This window comes from Mesorhizobium sp. M0808, assembly GCF_040320025.1.
GTDB lineage: Bacteria > Pseudomonadota > Alphaproteobacteria > Rhizobiales > Rhizobiaceae > Mesorhizobium.
The window spans coordinates 492,465-512,405 of sequence record NZ_JAMYOX010000002.1 but is presented as its reverse complement, the minus strand read 5'-3'; the positions used below and the strand labels follow the sequence as shown (position 1 = coordinate 512,405).

At 62.9% G+C, this 19,941-nt stretch carries 14 protein-coding genes; 5 read left to right on the top strand and 9 right to left on the bottom strand.

The genetic code is table 11. The features are described 5' to 3' along the window. Nucleotides 1–2 precede the first annotated feature (2 nt). A complete protein-coding gene (locus tag NKI25_RS05425) occupies nt 3–413 on the bottom strand; it encodes a tellurite resistance TerB family protein (RefSeq protein ID WP_023677339.1) in 411 nt (136 codons plus the stop codon). 246 nt (nt 414–659) lie between these two features. Between NKI25_RS05425 and NKI25_RS05420 the strand changes: the two genes are divergently transcribed. After that, a complete protein-coding gene (locus NKI25_RS05420) occupies nt 660–2,315 on the top strand; it encodes a lysine--tRNA ligase (RefSeq protein WP_352621875.1) in 1,656 nt (551 codons plus the stop codon). Here the strand turns inward: NKI25_RS05420 and NKI25_RS05415 are convergent. The 7 genes from NKI25_RS05415 to NKI25_RS05385 all read right to left on the bottom strand — a co-directional run bounded on the left by NKI25_RS05415 (nt 2,278) and on the right by NKI25_RS05385 (nt 11,231). Continuing rightward, nucleotides 2,278–3,117: a thermonuclease family protein gene (locus NKI25_RS05415; RefSeq protein ID WP_023677337.1), complete on the bottom strand. Its 840-nt coding sequence runs from the start codon at nt 3,115–3,117 to the stop codon at nt 2,278–2,280. The genes NKI25_RS05420 and NKI25_RS05415 overlap by 38 nt on opposite strands. An 11-nt stretch (nt 3,118–3,128) precedes the next feature. Beyond that, a complete protein-coding gene (locus tag NKI25_RS05410; protein WP_352998225.1) occupies nt 3,129–3,773 on the bottom strand; it encodes a S24 family peptidase in 645 nt (214 codons plus the stop codon). A gap of 82 nt (nt 3,774–3,855) precedes the next feature. After that, on the bottom strand, nt 3,856–6,075 hold the full coding sequence (locus tag NKI25_RS05405) for a 3-hydroxyacyl-CoA dehydrogenase NAD-binding domain-containing protein (protein WP_352589123.1): 2,220 nt from the start codon (nt 6,073–6,075) through the stop codon (nt 3,856–3,858). A gap of 12 nt (nt 6,076–6,087) precedes the next feature. Further along, nucleotides 6,088–7,296 (bottom strand): acetyl-CoA C-acetyltransferase, encoded by a 1,209-nt coding sequence (locus tag NKI25_RS05400; RefSeq protein ID WP_352589120.1) that lies wholly within the window; start codon nt 7,294–7,296, stop codon nt 6,088–6,090. Nucleotides 7,297–7,327: 31 nt separating this feature from the next. Beyond that, nucleotides 7,328–8,497: an acyl-CoA dehydrogenase family protein gene (locus tag NKI25_RS05395; protein ID WP_352826906.1), complete on the bottom strand. Its 1,170-nt coding sequence runs from the start codon at nt 8,495–8,497 to the stop codon at nt 7,328–7,330. Between the two features lie 238 nt (nt 8,498–8,735). Continuing rightward, nucleotides 8,736–10,532: an acyl-CoA dehydrogenase gene (locus NKI25_RS05390; protein ID WP_352826905.1), complete on the bottom strand. Its 1,797-nt coding sequence runs from the start codon at nt 10,530–10,532 to the stop codon at nt 8,736–8,738. 237 nt (nt 10,533–10,769) lie between these two features. After that, nucleotides 10,770–11,231: a MerR family transcriptional regulator gene (locus NKI25_RS05385; RefSeq protein ID WP_023677331.1), complete on the bottom strand. Its 462-nt coding sequence runs from the start codon at nt 11,229–11,231 to the stop codon at nt 10,770–10,772. 552 nt (nt 11,232–11,783) lie between these two features. Here NKI25_RS05385 and NKI25_RS05380 point away from each other — a divergent pair. The 4 genes from NKI25_RS05380 to NKI25_RS05365 all read left to right on the top strand — a co-directional run bounded on the left by NKI25_RS05380 (nt 11,784) and on the right by NKI25_RS05365 (nt 18,916). Next, nucleotides 11,784–15,644, top strand: a complete 3,861-nt coding sequence (locus NKI25_RS05380; RefSeq protein WP_352646410.1) for a peptidoglycan-binding protein — start codon at nt 11,784–11,786, stop codon at nt 15,642–15,644. Nucleotides 15,645–15,836: 192 nt separating this feature from the next. After that, a complete protein-coding gene (locus NKI25_RS05375; protein WP_023676949.1) occupies nt 15,837–16,760 on the top strand; it encodes a sulfite exporter TauE/SafE family protein in 924 nt (307 codons plus the stop codon). Next, nucleotides 16,760–17,551: a TIGR02186 family protein gene (locus NKI25_RS05370; RefSeq protein WP_352589111.1), complete on the top strand. Its 792-nt coding sequence runs from the start codon at nt 16,760–16,762 to the stop codon at nt 17,549–17,551. Before NKI25_RS05375 ends, NKI25_RS05370 begins: the two co-directional genes overlap by 1 nt. A gap of 108 nt (nt 17,552–17,659) precedes the next feature. Then, the gene (locus tag NKI25_RS05365; protein ID WP_352998224.1) at nt 17,660–18,916 is read left to right on the top strand and encodes an Hsp70 family protein; all 1,257 of its coding nucleotides are present in this window, start codon (nt 17,660–17,662) and stop codon (nt 18,914–18,916) included. Between the two features lie 5 nt (nt 18,917–18,921). Here the strand turns inward: NKI25_RS05365 and NKI25_RS05360 are convergent, their stop codons facing one another. Further along, nucleotides 18,922–19,824 (bottom strand): LysR substrate-binding domain-containing protein, encoded by a 903-nt coding sequence (locus NKI25_RS05360; protein WP_023676946.1) that lies wholly within the window; start codon nt 19,822–19,824, stop codon nt 18,922–18,924. Nucleotides 19,825–19,941: the final 117 nt, after the last annotated feature.

The window sequence follows — 19,941 nt, the reverse complement described above, 5'->3', positions numbered from 1 at the left end:
GCTCAGGTCAGCGTGCGAAGGCGGGCCTTGGCGGCTCGCGCAATGGCGGCGACCGTCAGCGCATCGAGGTCGAGTTCCCGGCGGACGAGCTGCAGGACGCGCACCTCCTCCAGGCGCATTTCGAGATCGACAGCTGCGACCTCGAAGGCGGCGGCATAGGCGGTGTCACGCAGGCGTTCGGGCAGCGCCTCGGCGACGCGCGCCAGGACGCCCTCCAGCCCATCCTTTTCATGCAGCATTTTCTGGCAGGCCTGGGCGACCTCGACCAGCCGCTCCTGGTTGAAATCCTCAAACACCGGCCAGGACCGAACGACGTCGCCGATCCGCGCCAGTTCGACGTCGGTCATGTCGCGGTCTGATGCCGAGGTGATGACCATCAGGTAGATCATGGCTTCGTGTGGCGACAATGGCATTTACAACTCCTTGAGATGGTCCCGAAGTTAGGAACGAGGGACCGGCGCCGCAAGGAAAAACAGCCGCGATCGTTGGCGCTCCGATCACGCCTTGGAACTTGATCCATCCTGACTATCGGGACGGGGGCTCTTAATCTTCTTGCCTGATCACGGTGCTGCCCGAAAACCGGGTTCCACTTTTCGGGATCATGGTCTAGAGCATGCGGCTGCCGGCATGGATGCTGGCAAAGTTGCAGGAATAGCATCATGGCCGAACAACAGCCGATCGATCTCAGCCCGGAAGTCCTCGCCGCCGCCGCCGAAAGCAAGGCGTGGCCATTCGAGGAAGCGAAAAAGATCGTCGCCCGCTACGCGAGCAGCGGCTACCCGGAAACGGTGCTGTTCGAGACCGGCTACGGCCCGTCCGGCCTGCCGCACATCGGCACGTTCGGCGAGGTGGCGCGCACATCTATGGTGCGCCACGCCTTCCGCGTGCTGACTGAAGACAAGGTCAAGACGCGGCTGCTGTGCTTCTCCGACGACATGGACGGATTGCGCAAGGTGCCGGACAATGTGCCTAACAAGGACATGCTGCGCGCCTATCTCGGCAAGCCGCTGACCAGGATACCGGACCCGTTCTCCAATGAGTATCCGTCCTTCGGCGCCGCCAATAACGCACGGCTGCGCGCTTTCCTCGACCGTTTCGGCTTCGATTACGAATTCGCTTCCTCGACCGACTATTATACTTCCGGCCGCTTCGACGCGACGCTGCTCAAGATGCTCGAGCGCTTCGATAAGGTGATGGCAATTATGCTGCCGTCGCTGCGCGAGGAGCGGGCGCTGAGCTATTCGCCCTTCCTGCCGATCCATCCCAAGACCGGCATCGTCATGCAAGTCGCGATCGACGAGCGCAAGCTCGACGCCGGCACCATCGTGTGGCGCGACCCGGACACCGGCGAGCGCTTCGAGACGCCGGTGACCGGCGGTCATGCCAAGCTGCAATGGAAGCCAGATTGGGCGATGCGCTGGGCAGCACTCGGCGTCGATTACGAGATGTCCGGCAAGGATCTGATCGATTCCGTCAAGCTCGCCGGGCAGATTTGCCGCGCGCTCGATGCTCCGGCACCCGAGGGCTTCAATTATGAGCTGTTCCTCGATGAGAACGGCCAGAAGATCTCGAAGTCGAAGGGCAATGGGCTGACCATCGACGAGTGGCTGACTTACGCGCCGACCGAGAGCCTTAGCCTTTATATGTTCCAGCGCCCGCGAACCGCGAAGAAGCTTTATTTCGACGTCATCCCGAAGGCGGTAGACGAATATTACACGTTCCTCTCTGCCTATCAGAGGCAGGACTGGAAGGAGCGGCTGGGCAATCCGGTCTGGCACATGCATGACGGCAATCCCCCGGCAGTCGACCTGCCGGTTCCGTTCTCGCTGCTGCTCAACCTGGTCAGCGCCTCGAATGCGCAGAACAGGGACGTGCTGTGGGGTTTCATTTCGCGCCACGCGCCGGGTGTGACGCCGACAACCCATCCCGAGCTCGACCGGCTGGCCGAATATGCCATCCGCTATTTCGACGATTTCGTGAAGCCGGCGAAAGTGTACCGTGCTGCCGACGCGGTCGAGCGCGAGGCGCTGACCAAGCTTTCGGAAGCGCTCGCCGCGCTGCCGGCTGATGCCGACAGCGAGGCAATCCAGAACGCTGCCCTCAATGTTGCGCGCAAGATCGAGCGCTACCAGGATCATTCCAAGCAGAGCCCGGAGGGCGGACCCGGTGTCTCCGTCGCCTTCTTCCAGATGATCTATCAGGTGCTGATAGGTCAGGAACGCGGGCCGCGCTTCGGCTCCTTCGCCGCGCTCTACGGCATCGCCGAAACGCGCGAGCTCATTCAGCGGGCGCTGGCTGGTCAGCTGGCGGCATGAGGACGCCGTCTTGCTCCTCCAGGATCGAGCTAGGCGCTACAGGCGCGGATCGCGACGCAGCAGCCGGGAGCGGCGGCAGGCCTGAAACGCTCGGCGGCGGCCCGAAGACGCCTTTTTTTGCTGCACGCGCCTTCTCGCCGGCTTCTACGTAAGGGCCGCCCTTGGCGGCGCGCGCCCAGCCATTTTCGACCAGCCATTGGCCGATATCCTGATTGCCGATCCGGCACTCGGCGGCGATCAGATCAGGACCGCCTTCGGGCGGCACGGCACAGACCACCGCACGACTGCGGAGAAAGGCGCGGAAGGCCGTTCGCGCCCGAATGCCGCAATTCCAGGACTCGCCGCCGTCGGTGCAAGTCTCCTCCTGCTTGACGATGTCGATACCGGAAACCGCAATCGAATAGCCCTTTGCTTCGATGACCCCGGCGGCCGACGCGACGGGCTGGAATAGTTTCGTGCCTTTCCAGTCGTCGGGCATTTTCGTTTTTGGCGGCTTGGGCGGTCCGGCCAATGCCAGATCGCTCAACGGGGCGCGCGGCTCTATCCGTTCAAGCTCGTTGGAACCGAGCTGCGGCGGCACCACGATTTCTGGATCGATTGCCCTCGAATGCGCCGCCTGCTTGGCCGGCACTGGTTTCGGGATGGCCGACGTAGCCGGCGCGGCGGGCTGCGGTTCAGCGCCGACCTGGATTTGCTCCCAGGGGCCGCCGCTTTCGCTCTGGACGGCGCGGCCGCCGGCGACAATTGCCGTGGCCATCGCCGGGATCGCCAGAACAGCCAAGGCAAGGTGAGGCAGACGCACCGGCCCCGCGCCTACTGGCTTGCCCAGACAATCCGCGCCACCCATTCGACATCGCGCATGGGGATGTCGCGGTCCGGGTGATCGGGATTGAGGGAGACCAGCGCGATCGACCTCGGTGTCTGGCGGTCGAGCACCTTGGCCATCACCTCGCCGGCTTTGGTCTTGACGACGACGCGATCACCCTTTCGTATGGTAGCCCCTGGCTCGACGATCAGGACATCGCCATTGCGATAGAGCGGCAGCATGGAATCGCCCTGGACCTTCAAGGCATAGGAGGTTTCGGTTGCCCGTGCCGGAAGCTCGATCAGGTCCCATCCCTGCCCCGCTGGAAACCCGGCGTCGTCGAAGAAGCCACCGGCGCCCGCCTGGGCGAAGCCGAGCAGCGGCACCGACGATCTCTGCACGGGTAGTGCGCCGGAATTACCCCGACCCTCGACCAGCCCCGCAAATTCATCCAGCGAGGCGCCGGTCGCCTCGATGATCTTGGCCAGCGATTCGGTCGACGGCCAGCGCGGCCGTCCATCTGAGGACAGCCGCTTCGATTTGTTGAAGGCGGTCGAGTCGAGGCCAGCGCGCCTGGCCAGCCCAGAGGCCGAAAGCGAATAACGCTCGGCAAGAGCGTCGATGGCGGCCCAAACGCGGTCGTGCGAGAGCACCTTGCTCTTCCTTCGAAACAGGAAAAAATACCTTCCCTGTTTTACCCCTTGGCCGCCATCTTGTCCACCGCCGAAGACGGCGTCAGGCTGCCTCCTTGGCCTCGTCCCTGGTATAGGGATCGAAGCGCTCGTAGAAGGTCTCGCCCTTCTCGGCCATATCAAGCAGCAGCTTCGGCGCCTTGAACTCGGTGCCGTATTTCTTCTGCAGGCGCTTGGCGAGTTTGACGAATTTCTTCGCGCCGATGCCGTCGATGTAGGACAGTGCACCGCCTGTATAGGGCGCGAAGCCGAAGGCCAGGATCGAGCCGACATCGGCCTCGCGTGGGTCGGTAACGATGCCCTCTTCCATCACCCGTACCGCCTCAAGCGCGATGGTGACCAGCAGCCGCTGCTTCAGTTCCTCATAATCGACCTGCTCCGGCGCCAGCTGCGGGTAGAGATCCCTGAGGCCTGGCCACAGCTTCTTCTTGGCCGGTTTTGCCGGATAGTCATAGAAGCCCTTGCCGTTCTTGCGGCCCAAGCGACCATGCGTGTCGACCATCGTGTTGATCAGCGCCATCTGCTTCGGATCGACCGCCTTGTCGCCGAGGTCGCGCATGGTCTGCTTCATGATCTTCTGGGCAAGGTCGATCGCCGTCTCGTCGGTCAACGCCAAAGGACCGACCGGCATGCCGGCGGCCTTGGCCGCGTTCTCGATCATTGGCGCCGGAACACCTTCGATCAGCATCTTGTAGGCCTCCGACATGTAGCGCAGCACGCAGCGATTAACATAGAAGCCGCGCGTATCGTTGACGACAATCGGCGTTTTCTTGATGGCACGGACAAAGTCGATCGCGGTTGCCAGCGCCTTGTCGCCGGTCTTCTTGCCGAGGATGATCTCGACCAGCATCATCTTGTCGACCGGCGAGAAGAAATGGATGCCGATGAAATTCTTCGGCCGCGCCGAATTCCTGGCCAGCGATGTAATCGGTATGGTCGACGTATTCGAGGCGAAGATCGCCGACGGCTTGAGCACAGCCTCGGCCTGTTCGGTGGCACCCTTCTTTACGGCCGAATCCTCAAATACCGCCTCGACCACAAGATCGCAGCCGGCGAGATCCGCATAGTCGGCCGTCGGCGTGATTAGCGACAGCAACTGATATTTGTCCTGCGGCTTGGCACGGCCCTTCTTTACCTGATCCGAGATCAGGTTGTCGGAATGCGCCTTGCCCTTGGCGGCGGACTCCATGTCGCGGTCGAGCAGCACCACCGGAATGCCGGCCTTGGCCGTCACATAGGCAATGCCAGCGCCCATGAAGCCGGCGCCGAGTACGCCGATCTTCTTGAACTTCGTTTCCGGCACACCGGCCGGGCGGCGCGCGCCCTTGTTCAGTTCCTGCAGCGACACGAACAGCGAACGGATCATCGCTGCCGCTTCCCTGGTCTGCATGATCTCGGTGAAATAGCGTTGCTCGATCCGCAAGGCGGTGTCGAACGGCACCAACAGGCCCTCATAGACGCATTTCAGGATGGCGGCAGCGGCGGGATAATTGCCATAGGTCTCTCGGCGCAGAATGGCGATGGCCGGCGGCCACAGATTGGCACCGGCCACCGAATAGATCGGGGCGCCGGGCAGCTTGAAGCCCTTTTCATCCCATGGCGCCACCGGTTTCAAGCCGTTCCTGATCATCGCCTTGGCGGTTTCGACCAGCTTGTCCGGCTCGGCAATCTCATGGATCAGGCCCATCGACTTGGCCTTCTGAGGCGACAGCGTCTGGCCGGACGTCAGCATTTGCAGCGCCTGCTGCTGGTCGGTCAGCCGTGGCACGCGCTGGGTGCCGCCGGCGCCCGGAAAAATGCCGATCTTCACTTCGGGAAGCGCCATCCTCACTTTGTCTGAATCGGCCGCGACACGGCCATGGCAGGCGAGCGACAATTCGAACGCGCCACCCATGCATGTGCCGTTGATCGCCGAAACCCATGGCTTTCCCGAAGTTTCCAGCTTACGGAACAGGCCGTTCATGGTGCCCGCATTGTCGAACAGCGCCTTGGTCGCCTTCTCCGGGTCCTTCGCCTTGTCGGCGGCGAAGGTCGCCAGCATCTTCTGCAGCATGGTGATGTCGGCGCCGCCCGAGAATGTATCCTTGCCGGAGGTGATCACCGCGCCCTTTATCGCTGCATCGCTCGCCACTTTGTCGACGATGGTATTCAGTTCGAGCATCACCTCCTCGGTGAAGACGTTCATCGAACGGTCCGGCATGTCCCAGGTGACCAGCGCAATGCCGTCGGCGTCGATGTCGAGGGTGAAATTGGTGTAGCTCATCATCTCTCTCCGTCAGACGCGTTCGATGATCGTTGCAGTGCCCATGCCGGCGCCGATGCAAAGCGTCACCAGCGCGGTGTTGAGGTCGCGGCGTTCCAATTCGTCCAGCACCGTACCGAAGATCATCGCACCGGTGGCGCCGAGCGGATGGCCCATGGCGATGGCCCCACCATTGACGTTGATCCGGTCATGCGGAATGTCGAAAGCCTGCATGTAGCGCAGCACCACCGAAGCGAAGGCCTCGTTGAGCTCGAACAGGTCGATGTCCGACAGCTTCATCTTCGCCCGCTTCAACAGCTTCTCGGTGACGTCGACGGGGCCGGTCAGCATCAGCACCGGTTCCGAGCCGATGTTGGCGAACGCACGGATGCGTGCGCGCGGCTTGAGGCCGAGCGTCTTTCCCGCCTTTTTCGAGCCGAGCAGCACGGCCGCCGCGCCATCGACGATGCCGGAGGAATTGCCGGCATGGTGGACGTGGTTGACCTGTTCCACCTCGGGATGCTTCTGCACGGCGACGGCGTCGAAGCCGCCCATTTCGCCGGGCATGACGAAGGACGGGTTGAGCGCGGCCAGCGACTGCATGTCGGTCGAGGGCCGCATATGTTCGTCATGGTCGAGGATGGTCAGGCCGTTCTGGTCCTTGACCGAGATCACCGAATTCTTGAAGCGGCCCTCGCCCCACGCCTTGGCGGCACGCTTCTGGCTTTCGACCGCGTAGGCATCGACGTCGTCGCGCGAAAAGCCGTATTTGGTGGCGATCAGGTCGGCCGAGATTCCTTGCGGCACGAACCAGCCGGGCAGGCCGACCGATGGGTCCATGAACCAGGCGCCGCCGGAGGCGCCCATGCCGACGCGCGACATCGATTCGACGCCACCGGCAATGACGATCTCGTCGGCGCCCTGCGCGATCTTGGCGGCGCCGAAATTGATGGCGTCGAGGCCCGAGGCGCAGAAGCGCGATATCTGCATGCCAGGCGCCTTGGTGTCGTAGCCGGCCTCGAAAGCGGCGGCACGTGGAATGACCGCACCCGCCTCGCCAACCGGATCGACACAACCGAAGATGATGTCGTCGACGGTGCCGGTGTCCAGCCCGTTGCGGTCGCGGATGGCCTCGAGCACCTTGGCGCCGAGCCGCACCGCCGGCACTTCATGCAGCGAGCCATCCTTCTTGCCCCTGCCGCGCGGCGTGCGCACGGCATCATAGACATAAGCTTCGGCCATTTTCCTGCTCCTTGGGTTTGCTGAAACTCGCTCAGAGCGAGCGCCCGATCAGCAATTTCATGATCTCGTTGGTGCCGCCGTAGATGCGCTGGACGCGGGCGTCGCGGAACATGCGCGCAATCGGATATTCATTCATGTAGCCATAGCCGCCATGCAATTGAAGGCATTCGTCGACGACTTTTCCTTGCAGGTCCGACAGCCAGTATTTGGCCATAGACGCGGTCACCGGGTCGAGGCCGCCGTTAATGTGGCGGGCAACGCAGTCATTATAGAAGACGCGGCCGATGGTCGCCTCGGTCTTCAATTCGGCAAGCTTGAACTGGGTGTTCTGGAATTCGATGATGGGCTTGCCGAAGGCCTTGCGCTCCTTGACGTAGTCGATGGTAAGCGCCAGGGCCCGCTCGACCATGGCGATAGCAGTGGTGCCGATCTGCAGCCGCTCCTGCGGCAATTGTTGCATCAACTGGACGAAGCCCTGGCCTTCCTCGTTGCCGAGCAGGTTCGAGGTCGGCACACGTACGTCGTTGAAGAACAGTTCCGACGTGTCGTTGGCCTTGAGGCCTATCTTGTCGAGGTTGCGGCCGCGCTCGAAACCCTCCACCTCGTCGGTCTCGACGACGATCAGCGAGATGCCCTTGGCGCCCTTCTCAGGATCGGTCTTGGCAACGACGATGATGAAATTGGCGAGCTGGCCGTTGGTGATAAAGGTCTTCGAGCCGTTGAGCTTGTACCGGTTGCCGTCCTTTTCCGCGCGCGTCTTGACGCCTTGAAGGTCGGAGCCCGCACCCGGCTCGGTCATGGCGATGGCGCCGATCAGCTCGCCGGTCGCCAGCCTCTGCAGCCACTTCTTCTTCTGCTCCTCCGAGCCGTAGTGGAGGATATAGGGGGCAACGATCGAATTGTGCAGGCCAATGCCGAACCCGTCGACGCCGACATGGCCGATCGCCTCGATGATGGCGCTCTCATGCGCGAAGGTGCCGCCCGATCCGCCATATTCCTCCGGCATAGAGGCGCAGAGCAGGCCGGCAGCACCCGCCTTCAGCCAGCTCTCGCGGTCGACCATTTCGTTCTTCTCGAACTCGTCGTAACGCGGCGCGATCTCTTCCGACATGAAGCGGTGCGCCATGTCGTAAAGCATGCCGACCTCGTCCGCCGCCCAGGCGGGCTTGGGAAGGCCAAGGATTTCGGCGGGGTGGGTCATGGTTTCTCCCTCGCGCCGACGTTCCCCTCCCCCTCGAGGGGAGGGTGGCCGCGAAGCGGCCGGGTGGGGTCGCCGATGACTTGCTCGACCTTATCTTTTACAACCTGCGCCATGTGCCACGGCATTGCGATCATTTTCCTCCAAGGCATGCATCAGAATGAAGGTCGGCGCACTGCACGCAGGACCCTTCCCGGCCCTTCGGGCCACCCTCCCCTCGAGGGGGAGAGGAATGCCGAAGCTAGAACGCTTCCGCCGGCAGTGCCATCAATGTGTCGGCACCGCTGGAAATGCGGGCAAGATGCGCCGACGTCTCCGGCATGATCCGCTCTAAGAAGAAGCGCGCCGTCACCAGCTTGTTGTCGTAGAAAGACGAAGCGCCGTCGGCGCCATTCGCCAATTTCGCTGCGGCCACCCTGGCCATCTGCGCCCACATATAGCCCAGCACCACCAGGCCGAAGAGATGCATGTAATCGGTCGAGGCGGCACCGGCGTTATCGGGCTTGGCCATGCCGTTCTGCACCAGCCACATCGTCGCCGTCTGCAGATCGTTGAGGCCCTTCTTCAGCGCCTTGGTGAAGGGCGCCATCGTCTCGTCGGTGCGGTTTTCCTCGCAGAACTCTCCGACTTCCTTAAAGAAAGCCTGGACCGCGCGGCCGCCATTCAAGGCCAGCTTGCGGCCGACGAGGTCGAGCGCCTGGATGCCGTTGGCACCCTCATAGATCATGGCGATGCGCGCATCGCGGACGAACTGGCTCATGCCGTGCTCTTCTATATAGCCGTGGCCGCCGAAGACCTGCTGCGCCATTACCGCATGATCGAACCCCTTGTCGGTGAGCACGCCTTTGACCACCGGCGTCATCAGGCCGGTGTAGTCGTCTGCGACCTGGCGATCTTTGTCGTCACCGGAGCGGTGAGCGATGTCGGACTTGATCGCCGTCCACAGCGCCAGCGCGCGGCCGGCCTCGTTGAAAGCCTTCATGGTCATCAGGCTGCGGCGGATGTCCGGATGGACGATGATCGGATCGGCCTTCCTGTCCGGCGCCTTCGGCCCTGACAGCGAGCGGCCCTGCAAACGATCCTTGGCGTAGGAAACCGCATTCTGGTAGGCAACCTCAGATAGCGAAAGTCCCTGCAGGGCGACGCCAAGCCGCGCCTCATTCATCATGGTGAACATTGCTTTCAGCCCGCCATTGGCCTCGCCGAGCAGCGTGCCTTCAGCGTCGTCGTAATTCATGACGCAGGTCGAGTTGCCATGGATACCCATCTTCTCCTCGATCGAGCCACAGGAGACGGTGTTCTTCTCGCCCGGATTGCCTGAGGCATCGAGCTTGAGCTTCGGCACGATGAACAGCGAGATGCCCTTCACGCCATCCGGCGCGCCCTCGATACGGGCCAGCACGAGGTGGACGATATTGTCCGACATGTCATGCTCGCCGGCCGAGATGAAGATCTTCTGACCGGAGATCCTGTAGGTGCCGTCGCCATTTGGGACGGCCTTGGTGCGCAGCAAGCCAAGATCGGTTCCGCAGTGTGGCTCGGTCAGGTTCATGGTGCCGGTCCAGGCGCCCTCGACCAGCTTCGGCAACCATGTTGCCTTCTGCTCTTTGGTGCCATGGGTGATGATCGCAGCGATCGCGCCTTGCGTCAGGCCGGCATACATCATCAGCGACATATTGGCCGACACCATGTATTCGGCAACCGCAGTGTGCACCGCGTAGGGCAAGCCTTGCCCGCCAAACTCGACAGGTGCCGCGAGCCCCATCCAGCCGCCTTCGCGATACTGGTCGAAAGCTTCCTTGAAGCCTTTCGGCGTCGTTACCGAACCGTCGTCATGGCGCATGCAGCCTTCCACGTCGCCAACGCGGTTCAGCGGCTGCATCACGTTTTCGGCGAGCTTCGCGCCCTCGGCAAGGATGGCCTCGAGCACATCCGGCGTCGCGTCGGAAAATCCGGGAAGATTGGAATAACGCCGATATCCCAGCACTTCGTTCAGCACGAACAGCGTGTCCCGGACCGGCGCTCTGTAGATCGGCATGCGTTTCCTCCACCATGCGGTCTTGGCCCCGAAATCAGCCCCAGCATATGAGGATGGCAGACGGACCAACGTTGTGGTCGAGATAACAAATATTGACGTTTGCGTAAACGTCAATTCGGCGGTGCGTCAAATTTTCCCCCGCGCGCCAGGACGACAAACGACAAAGCACGGCAAACGACGAAGAACCGCGCAGCGAAAGCCACGCGGCTCTTATTCGTCACAAATCGAAAGCTTAGTTTAGCTCGCTACGCTGGCCTGCGGCGTCGAGCGCTCGATCAGCATTTGCCGGACGGTCGACATCGAAGCACTCAGTTCGCTGATGGCGTCGTCGATCAGCGCCCGCTGCTTCTGCAGACGGGCAAGCTGCTTCTCCGACTTGTCGAGCGCCAGCCGCAATTGCTTGGTGTTGGAGCCGTTCGGATCATAGAGGTCCATCATCTGCTTGACGTCGCGCAGCGAGAACCCGACCTTGCGGCCAAGCAGGATCAGCTTCAGCCGGGCCCTGTCGCGGCGTGTATAGAGACGGGTCGAGCCGTCGCGCTGCGGGTTGAGCAGACCCTTGTCCTCATAGAAACGCAGCGTACGCAGCGTCACTCCGTATTTCTTGGCCATTTCGCCGATGCGGACAAGCTCTTCACCGGCTTCGCTCGACATATCGTTGGTGTTGGCCGCGGCTTGGCCGGGCGAAATAAGTTTCATGGTCACTGGCTTTCCCCGTCTGGTGGCGTCGCGGTCGCGGACCTTGCGTCGCCTGAGTGAAAGCGGGGGCGTGCTTCCACTCGTGGTTTCAACAAACAAATCGCAAACGGCGTAATCCGCTCATTTACGTTTACGTCAATTCTATATCGATAGCCGCCTCACCACGCAAGAGCGTTCTGGTCTTGCAACTTTATGCCGCAGCACCAGCGGACAACCTAAAAGGTCGTTGCCGATTTCGGGAGCGATCATGCGGCTGATCAAAATTCTACAACGTCTTTTGCGCGTCCAAAAAAGACACCCGGCGCCGTCGGCGGCCAGCCGACAAAGTTGCAACTTCTTAAGCTTGGTTAACGCGTTGTTTACCACGTTGGGGCGAAATGTGCGCATGTCGGTTACCCGTGTCTATCCTGTACTGAATTTTTCACGGTTTTTCGGAGCGCGGATGAGACCCGGGAAGCTCGTCTTCCACTGCAACAAGCCAAGCAGTCGCCTTCGTCCCGGCAGGACTTTGGGAACCTGGTGAAAGCCAGCAATTCTGAAACGGGCGTATTGATGAACAGCAAGCGGTCCTACCTCGATACACTCAACGCCGGCAGGCAACGCCGGCCGCACACGACGCTTGAAGAGCTCAACCGCTCCCTGGAAACTCTGGAGCAGCGGCTGGAGCGGACGCGCGAGGAGACGGCAAGCCACCCCGATCCGCGCCGACCAGCGGCAGAACCACGCTATCCCAGCGCCCAACCCTATGGCCAGCAGCGCCGGTATGAGGATCCACGCGCGCAGCGGCCGAAAGGTCCAGCAGCGGCTTTCGACCAGAATTACCAGGCGATCGCCCGCGATATCGACCGGGTACGCGGCCAGGAGGACAGCGTCGCCCTAGCCGGCAAGATCGCCGGGGAATTGCGCGGCCTGCGCGAAGACTTGCGCCAGCAGATGACCTCCGGCCTGCAACGCGAGTTCGAGGTACTGCGCAAGAATATTGGGCGAGCCTTCCAGTCAAATGGCGGCGGCAAAGGCAGCGCCGAACTCAGCGTCGAATTCGAGCGGCTTTCCGGCGCCATCCAGACACTGGCCGAAAAAAGCGACGACAGAAGCGTCAATATGCTGCGGCTCGAGCTTGAGCAGGTCAAAGCCGCGCTCGATACGCTGGCGCGCGAGGAGAGCGTGCAGGCGGTCGGACGCCGCTGGGACGATTTCGACCGCCGCTGGAACGCTTTCGAGGATCGCGTCGAGGCCGATCAGCGCAAGCGTTCCGATGCACCCGGCCTGTCGGCGCTGACGGAGCGGCTCGAACAGATCAGCAATGCCGTCAGCAATCTGCCGGAATCGCTGTCGCTGCGCTCGCTCGAGGAAAAGGTCCGCACGCTTGCCGGAGCGGTCGACCATTTCGCCCGCCAGCAGGACAATCGCGGCGGCGACACATTCAGTCAGATCGACGAGCGGCTCGACGAGATTTCCCGCGCGATCGTCGCCTCGACGGTTGCCGCGCAAGCCAATTCGTTCGACCCCGAGCCCTTCGAACGCATCGAGAAGCGGATCGATTCACTGGCCCAGCAAATCGAAGAAGTGTCGCAGGATCGTCCGGGTCGGGAGGTCATCGACCGTCTCAACACATTGTCGAGCCGCGTGGATGAACTGGCCGGCCGAGCCAATCTGCCGGAACAGGCGATGGAGCGCCTTGCCAGGCAAGTCGCGCTTATTGCCGACAAGATCGACCACGCGCCTGCCATGCCCGACGCCGACTACATCTTCCAGGGGCTCGAGCAGCGCTTCGACGTGCTGTCCAGCATGATGGAACGTCGCCAGGGCGACGCAATCGAACAAGGCAACATGCTGTTTCGCGACCTTGAGCGCCGGTTGGACGAGGTCGCCGACAGGCTGGACCAGCGCATGCCGCAGGTCGATAGCGCCGGCATTATGGATGCTATCGACGCCCGCTTCACCGCGCTGGCCAAGCGGATTGAGACGCGCGTTCCAGATCCCGCCAACGAGGCGGCGATCCGTGGCCTGGAGAGCCGGCTCGAAGACATCTCAAGCCGGCTGGATTCGTCCGCGGCGCAGGTCGCCAGCATCGACCCGGCGTTGATCCGCAGCCTTGAAGCGCAGGTCGCCGGCCTGACGGCGCATCTTTCCAAGCCCGGCACGCCGCTGCCGGAATTCGACGACATCAGCCCGCGTCTCAACGAAATCGAGAAGTCGCTGGCCGGAACCCGCGATTCCATCCTCGGCGCGGCGCGCGAGGCGGCTGAGAGCGCCGTCCGCTCACTGGCCGGATCAAGCGCCAACACGGCGGCCGTTACCGGCCTCGCCCAGGACCTGAAGACGCTCGAGGCACTGACGCGCCGTTCGGACGAGCGCAATTCGAGAACGTTCGAGGCTATCCACGATACGCTGCTCAAGATCGTTGACAGGCTTGGTTCATTGGAGACGGGCGAACCGGCAAGCGCGGAGTTGAGCAAGCGTTTCGGCCGGCCATCCAAGATCTCGGTGCAGGACGCACCGTCGATGGACCTCGACCAGCCGCTGCCGTTGACGGGCAGCATGGCCGATCTCGACGGCCGCGCCGCGGCGCTCGTGCGCGACGAGCCAGGTCCGCGTACGCCAGCCGAGGCCGCCGCCGCAGCAGCCCTGGCGGCTCTCGGTTCAGACACGACGCGTGAAAAAACCGAGCAAGGCGGCGGCAGGAAATCGATGTTAGGCGGGCTGGCGCGCGCCTTGAAGGGCAAGAAGGACGCCGAGATGCCGCCGCTTGCAGGCTCGGCGCAGAGCGCCGAGATACCGAGCGTCGATCTCGACGAGCCCCTCGACCCCAAGCTCGCCAACCGGCCACTGGAACCCGGCTCCGGCGCACCCGACCTCAGCGCCATCATGAAGCGCGTGCGCGACGAGCGCGGGCAGCCGACCCGGGAAGGCGGCGCTGAGGCGGCGAAATCGGACTTCATCGCGGCAGCCAGACGGGCTGCGCAAGCGGCGGCCGCCGAGGCGGACGCCCTCAAGCGCCAGTCGACGATGAAAGGCCCGGTCAAGGCACTCAGGATCGGCGACCTGCTCAAGGCGCGGCGCAAGCCGATCCTGATGGGGGCAATCGCCATCATGCTGGCGCTTGCCGGCCTGCAACTGGGCAAAGCCTTCTTCTCCGACCCGGTCGAAGTCACCAACAATGAGGCGGCACCGGCCGTGGCCGTACAGCCGGTGGAAACCGCTTTGGCCAGCGTTGCCAGCGAGCCGAAGGCGGACGCGCAGACGACAACACAGGAGAGCGCGCCGTCGCCCACCGTCAGGCAGGCAGAGCCATCCGCATCGATGACCAAGGACGACACGGCGGCGCAAACCGGCCCCGCTACACCGGCAGCCGAGACATCGACGGCGCCCTCGGCTTCCGCGGCGCCTGCTGACCTGGCGGCGCAAGACACCGCGGCCGCAGTGCCCGCGCCGGCAGCGGCGACGGCCAGCGACGCCGAGCCAATGGCTGCCGCGCCTGCTATAGCCACCACTGCGACGCAGGACACGACCGGCACGGTGCCGCCGGCGGATGCTGCCGCGGCAGGCGTTGCCAAGATCGACGTTCCGGCCGATGCGGGTCCGGCCGCCCTGCGCGATGCAGCGGCCGGCGGCGACGCCAAGGCGCTGTTCGAGATCGGCTCGCGCTACGCCGAGTCTCGCGGCGTCAAAGAAGACATGGCGGCGGCGGCCAAATGGTATGAGAAAGCTGCCGAACTCGGTTTCGTACCGGCAGAATACCGCATCGGCAATTTCTACGAGAAGGGCGTCGGCGTCGCACGCGACATCAAGAAAGCGAAAACCTGGTACCAGCTTGCCGCAGCGCAGGGCAATGCCAGCGCGATGCACAATCTTGCCGTGCTGTTTGCGATGGCGACGGATGGCGTGACCGACAATGAATCGGCAGCGCGCTGGTTCCAGGCGGCGGCGGATCTCGGTGTCAAGGATAGCCAGTTCAATCTCGGCATCCTCGCGGCGAAGGGCGTCGGCATGAAGCAGAACCTCGAGGAGAGCTACAAATGGTTCGCACTCGTCGCCAAGACCGGCGACAAGGATGCGGCGGCCAAGCGCGACGAGATCGCCAAGGCGCTGAGGCCCGACCAGCTGGAGCGTGCGCGGGCCGCGGCTGAACTGTGGAAGGCCAAGCCGCTCGATCCAGCCGCCAATTCGGCCGACGTTCCTGAATCGTGGCAGGACGGCACACCGCAGACGACCGCCGGCATCGACATGAAGAAAGCGGTCCAGAACATCCAGCGCATTCTCAACAAGAACGGCTACGAGGCCGGCAATCCCGACGGCATGATGGGCCAGAAAACCAAGAACGCGATCATGGCCTTCCAGGCCGACAACGATATGAAGGCAACCGGCGCGATCGACGAAAAGCTGGTCAAGGCGCTGCTTGCGCGTAAATAACGGCGGATGCGTCGTTTCCGCGACGCCTTTGCCACAGATTTGCCTGTTAACTGATTGAGTTGTTTTTTGTTTCGGCGGTGCTGCGAAGTTTGACTTCACGGCCCGGCCGGCGCAAGAACGAGATAGCCTTCTGACGCAAAAATGCCCGCAACGGTTGCATTCGCCAGGAGGCAAACTGATCGAGACTGACGGGTGGGCATCTATCTCCCGATCGCGGAAATTTCCGTCAACATCTTCGTGCTGCTGGCCATGGGTGCGGCGGTGGGTTTCCTGTCGGGCATGTTCGGCGTGGGCGGCGGCTTTCTCATTACGCCGCTGCTGATCTTCTACAACATACCGCCGGCAATCGCGGTCGCCACCGGCGCCAACCAGGTCATCGCTTCCTCCTTCTCCGGCGCCCTGTCGCACATGAAGCGCGGCACGCTCGATTTCAAGCTCGGCGGCGTGCTTTTAGCCGGCGGCATCGTCGGCTCGACCGGTGGTATCTATGTCTTTGCGCTCCTGCGCCGGCTCGGCCAGCTCGACCTGTTCATCTCGCTGCTCTACGTCGTGCTGCTCGGCACCGTCGGCGGACTGATGCTGGTCGAGAGCGTCAATGCGCTGCGCGCCACTCGCAGCGGCGCCGCACCGGTGTTGAAGAAATCCGGCCAGCATAATTGGATCCACCGCCTGCCGCTGAAGATGCGGTTCAGGGCCTCGAAGCTCTTCGTCAGCGTCATTCCGGTGCTTGGGCTGGGCGCGGCGATTGGCTTCCTGTCCTCGATCATGGGCGTCGGCGGCGGCTTCATCATGGTGCCGGCCCTGATCTACCTTTTGAAGGTGCCGACCAACGTCGTCATCGGCACCTCGCTGTTCCAGATCATCTTCACCTCGGCTTACACCACGCTGGTCCACGCCACCACCAACCAGACGGTCGACGTCATGCTCGCCTTCCTGTTGATGGCAGGCGGCGTCGCCGGCGCGCAATATGGCGCCAAGGCTGGTCAGAGGCTGCGGGGCGAGCAACTCAGGGCGCTGCTGGCGCTGCTCGTGCTGGCGGTAGCCATCCGGCTTGCCATCGATCTTTTCGTCACGCCGCCCAATCTCTATTCTCTGTCCGGCGTGGGCCTGAGCTGATGGCCGGCCTAAGGACGCTCGCGGCCGCCGCCTTGCTGTCGCTGCTGGCTGCTGCGCCATCGGCGAAGGCGCAGGCGCCACTAACCGAAAACATCCAGATCGGCCTTTCCACCGACAATGTCTCGATTACCGCCGGCTTTTCCGGCGCCGACCTGACCATTTTCGGCTCGCTGGAAAATGCCGATCCGCTTGTCGCGCGGCAAGGGCGCTACGACGTGATCGTCGTGCTGGAAGGCCCGGCTCGGCCGGTCGTCGTGCGCCGCAAGGACCGGGTGCTCGGCGTCTGGGTCAATCTGGAGTCGGAGACCTTCAAAAACGTACCTGTCTCCTATTCGGTGGCGACGACGCGGCCGCTGCAGGACGTCACCGATCCGAACAGCTACAAGCAGCTGTCGCTTGGCGCCTCCAACCTCTATTTGCAGCCCGCCGACGCGGAGGACAGCCCGGCGACAATCGAGGAGTTCACCGCCGCGCTGCGCGAACGCAAGGCGGCGACCGGCCTCTACAGCGAGAATGTCGGCGGTGTGCAGTTTCTGTCGCAGAACCTGTTCCGCGCCACCGTCAGGCTCGCCCCAAACGTTCCGGTCGGCACCCATAAGGCCCGCGCCTTCCTGTTCAAGAGCGGCTTGTTCATCAAGGAAAGCTCCGCCCAGCTCGAAATCCGCAAGTCCGGTTTCGAACAGTCGATCTTCCGCGTCGCGCACGACTATTCCTTCCTCTATGGTGTCTTTGCCGTATCGCTGGCCATGCTGACCGGCTGGCTCGGAAGACTGGTGTTCAGGAAAGACTGAACTCTCGTAAAAGTGGTTTCCCTTTCCGAGGGTATGGGTTAGACCGCGACCCCCGGCCCGACCGGATACGAGCTGCTGCTCCCCAAATCAGAACTACAGGAACGCACGATGCGACCAGCATTTGCCGGGATCGACTTCGGCACTTCGAATTCCACCGTGAGCGTGGTCAGGAACGGGCAGCCGCGGCTGGTGGCGTTGGAAGACGGCCAGGTCACGCTGCCCAGTGCGGTATTCTTCAATTTCGAGGACAACCTCACCTATTTCGGGCGACGCGCCATTGCCAACTATACGGACAGTATCGAAGGCCGCCTGATGCGCTCGCTGAAGAGCGTGCTCGGCAGCTCGCTCGCTCACGAAAAGACGCGCATCAAGGTGCGCTCGATCGGCTTCATGGAAATTGTCGGCCTATTTGTCGGCCACCTGAAAAAGAAGCTGGAAGAAGAAGCCCATGACGCGGTCGACAGCGTCGTGCTGGGACGGCCCGTGCAGTTCGTCGACGACGATGCCGAGGCCGATGCGAAGGCGGAGCACCAACTCGAAAACGCCGCTCGCGCCCAAGGCTTCAAACATATCGCCTTCCAATTCGAGCCGATCGCGGCGGCACTCGATTACGAACAGAAGGTGACGCGCGAGGAACTGGCGCTGATCGTCGACATGGGCGGCGGCACGTCCGACTTCTCGATCGTGCGGGTCTCGCCCGAGCGCGCCCGCTCGCTCGACCGCAAGGACGACATACTGGCCAGCCGCGGCATCCACATCGGCGGCACCGATTTCGACCGGCTGCTGAGCATCGCCCATGTAATGCCGCAGCTCGGTTATTTGACGCCAACCAAGGACGGCAAGCGCAATCTGCCGGCGAGCTACTTCATCGAGCTGGCGACATGGCAGCGCATCAACCTGGTCTACACAGCGAGGGCGATGACGCATCTGCGCCAGATCCGCTACGAGGCGGAGCGCCCGGACCTGGTCGAGCGCTTCATCCACATCGTCGAGCATCGTTACGGCCATGCGCTGGCGGCGCTGGTCGAAAAGGCCAAGATCGAGCTGACGGACCGATCGTCGGCCGATCTCGAGGTCGCGCTGCCCGAGGTGAGGTTCACGGCAGAAATCACGCGCAAGGGTCTCGAAGCCACCATAGTCAGGGACATTGAGCGTGTTGCGGCTACGGTCGAGCAGACCATCCGCGACGCACAGGTGAAGGCCTCGGACATCACCGTGGTGTTCCTGACCGGCGGATCGACCGCGATCCCGCTGGCCAGGCAGCAGATCCTGGCGCTGGTGCCGCAGGCGTCGGTAATCGAAGGCGATGTGTTCGGCTCGGTCGGGCTTGGACTGGCGCTCGACGCGCAGCGGAAGTTCGGCTGATCGGCTTAAAGCGGCGCGGATCTCTCAGCTTTGCCGCCAAGATGCGCCTTGAGCGCCATCTGGGCCAGGCTTGGCTGCCGGTCGCGATGCGTGATCATGGCAAATTCGCGCTTCGGCAGATCGACCGGCACAGAACGCAGGCTGCCTTCGGCGACCGCGCGGGCGACGACGAGTTCCGAGATGATGCTGGCGCCGGCGCCGGCCTCGACCGCCTGGCGAATAGCCTCATTGCTCGGCAATACCAGGAATATCTGCAGGTCCGCGAACGAAACCCCGTCGCGTCGGGCAAGGTCCTCCAGCGCCTCGCGTGTGCCCGACCCGCCTTCGCGAATGATCCAGCGAAGCCCGCCAAGGTCGGGATGTCCAGGCGAAACTTCCGCGATCTCAGGGTGCGAGCGCGCCACGACCAGCATCATGCGATCGATATCGACCTTGGCACGCCGCAAAATGTCGGATTCGGTGCGCCCCTCGACCAGGCCAAAATCGGCTGCGCCATCAAGTACATTGGTCTCGACCTGCCTGGTGTTGCCAATGCTCACACTCAGCCTGACGGCAGGATAGGCTTCGTGGAAAGAGGCGAGCCGGCGCGGCAGCCAATAGCTGGCGATGGTCTGGCTGGCAGCTATCGAGAGACTGCCTGATATCGTCTGCGAGACATGCTCCAGCACATTGTGGGCCGCCGCAGCCCGCTCGAGGACCGCCTTGGCTTCGGGCAAGAATCGGCGTCCGGTCTCGGCGAGCTCGATGTTGCGGCCGACGCGGTTGAACAACTGGACGCCATGCTGCTGTTCGAGCGAGCGGATCGCGGCGGATGCGGCCGACTGTGAGATGCCCAGCAACTCGGCCGCTTTGGTCATGTGCGCCCGTTCGGCGACGGCGACGAAGATCCGCAACTGGTCCAGGGTCATTCCGATACTAAGAAGCAAATCCGATTGGAATTACAAGAGCAAGTTGTTAGACGGATCGGTCGCTTTGTTCTAAATTTTGGCCCGAAATTGGAAAAAAGTCGCGCCAGAGCAGTCGAG

Excerpts from the sequence above, each read along its gene's own strand:
- NKI25_RS05370 (WP_352589111.1), top strand. The coding sequence starts at position 16,760 with ATGGCCGGCCTAAGGACGCTCGCGGCCGCCGCCTTGCTGTCGCTGCTG.
- NKI25_RS05420 (WP_352621875.1), top strand. The coding sequence starts at position 660 with ATGGCCGAACAACAGCCGATCGATCTCAGCCCGGAAGTCCTCGCCGCC.
- NKI25_RS05395 (WP_352826906.1), bottom strand. The coding sequence starts at position 8,497 with ATGACCCACCCCGCCGAAATCCTTGGCCTTCCCAAGCCCGCCTGGGCG.
- NKI25_RS05390 (WP_352826905.1), bottom strand. The coding sequence starts at position 10,532 with ATGCCGATCTACAGAGCGCCGGTCCGGGACACGCTGTTCGTGCTGAAC.
- NKI25_RS05380 (WP_352646410.1), top strand. The coding sequence starts at position 11,784 with ATGAACAGCAAGCGGTCCTACCTCGATACACTCAACGCCGGCAGGCAA.
- NKI25_RS05405 (WP_352589123.1), bottom strand. The coding sequence starts at position 6,075 with ATGAGCTACACCAATTTCACCCTCGACATCGACGCCGACGGCATTGCG.
- NKI25_RS05365 (WP_352998224.1), top strand. The coding sequence starts at position 17,660 with ATGCGACCAGCATTTGCCGGGATCGACTTCGGCACTTCGAATTCCACC.
- NKI25_RS05425 (WP_023677339.1), bottom strand. The coding sequence starts at position 413 with ATGCCATTGTCGCCACACGAAGCCATGATCTACCTGATGGTCATCACC.
- NKI25_RS05360 (WP_023676946.1), bottom strand. The coding sequence starts at position 19,824 with ATGACCCTGGACCAGTTGCGGATCTTCGTCGCCGTCGCCGAACGGGCG.
- NKI25_RS05400 (WP_352589120.1), bottom strand. The coding sequence starts at position 7,296 with ATGGCCGAAGCTTATGTCTATGATGCCGTGCGCACGCCGCGCGGCAGG.
- NKI25_RS05385 (WP_023677331.1), bottom strand. The coding sequence starts at position 11,231 with ATGAAACTTATTTCGCCCGGCCAAGCCGCGGCCAACACCAACGATATG.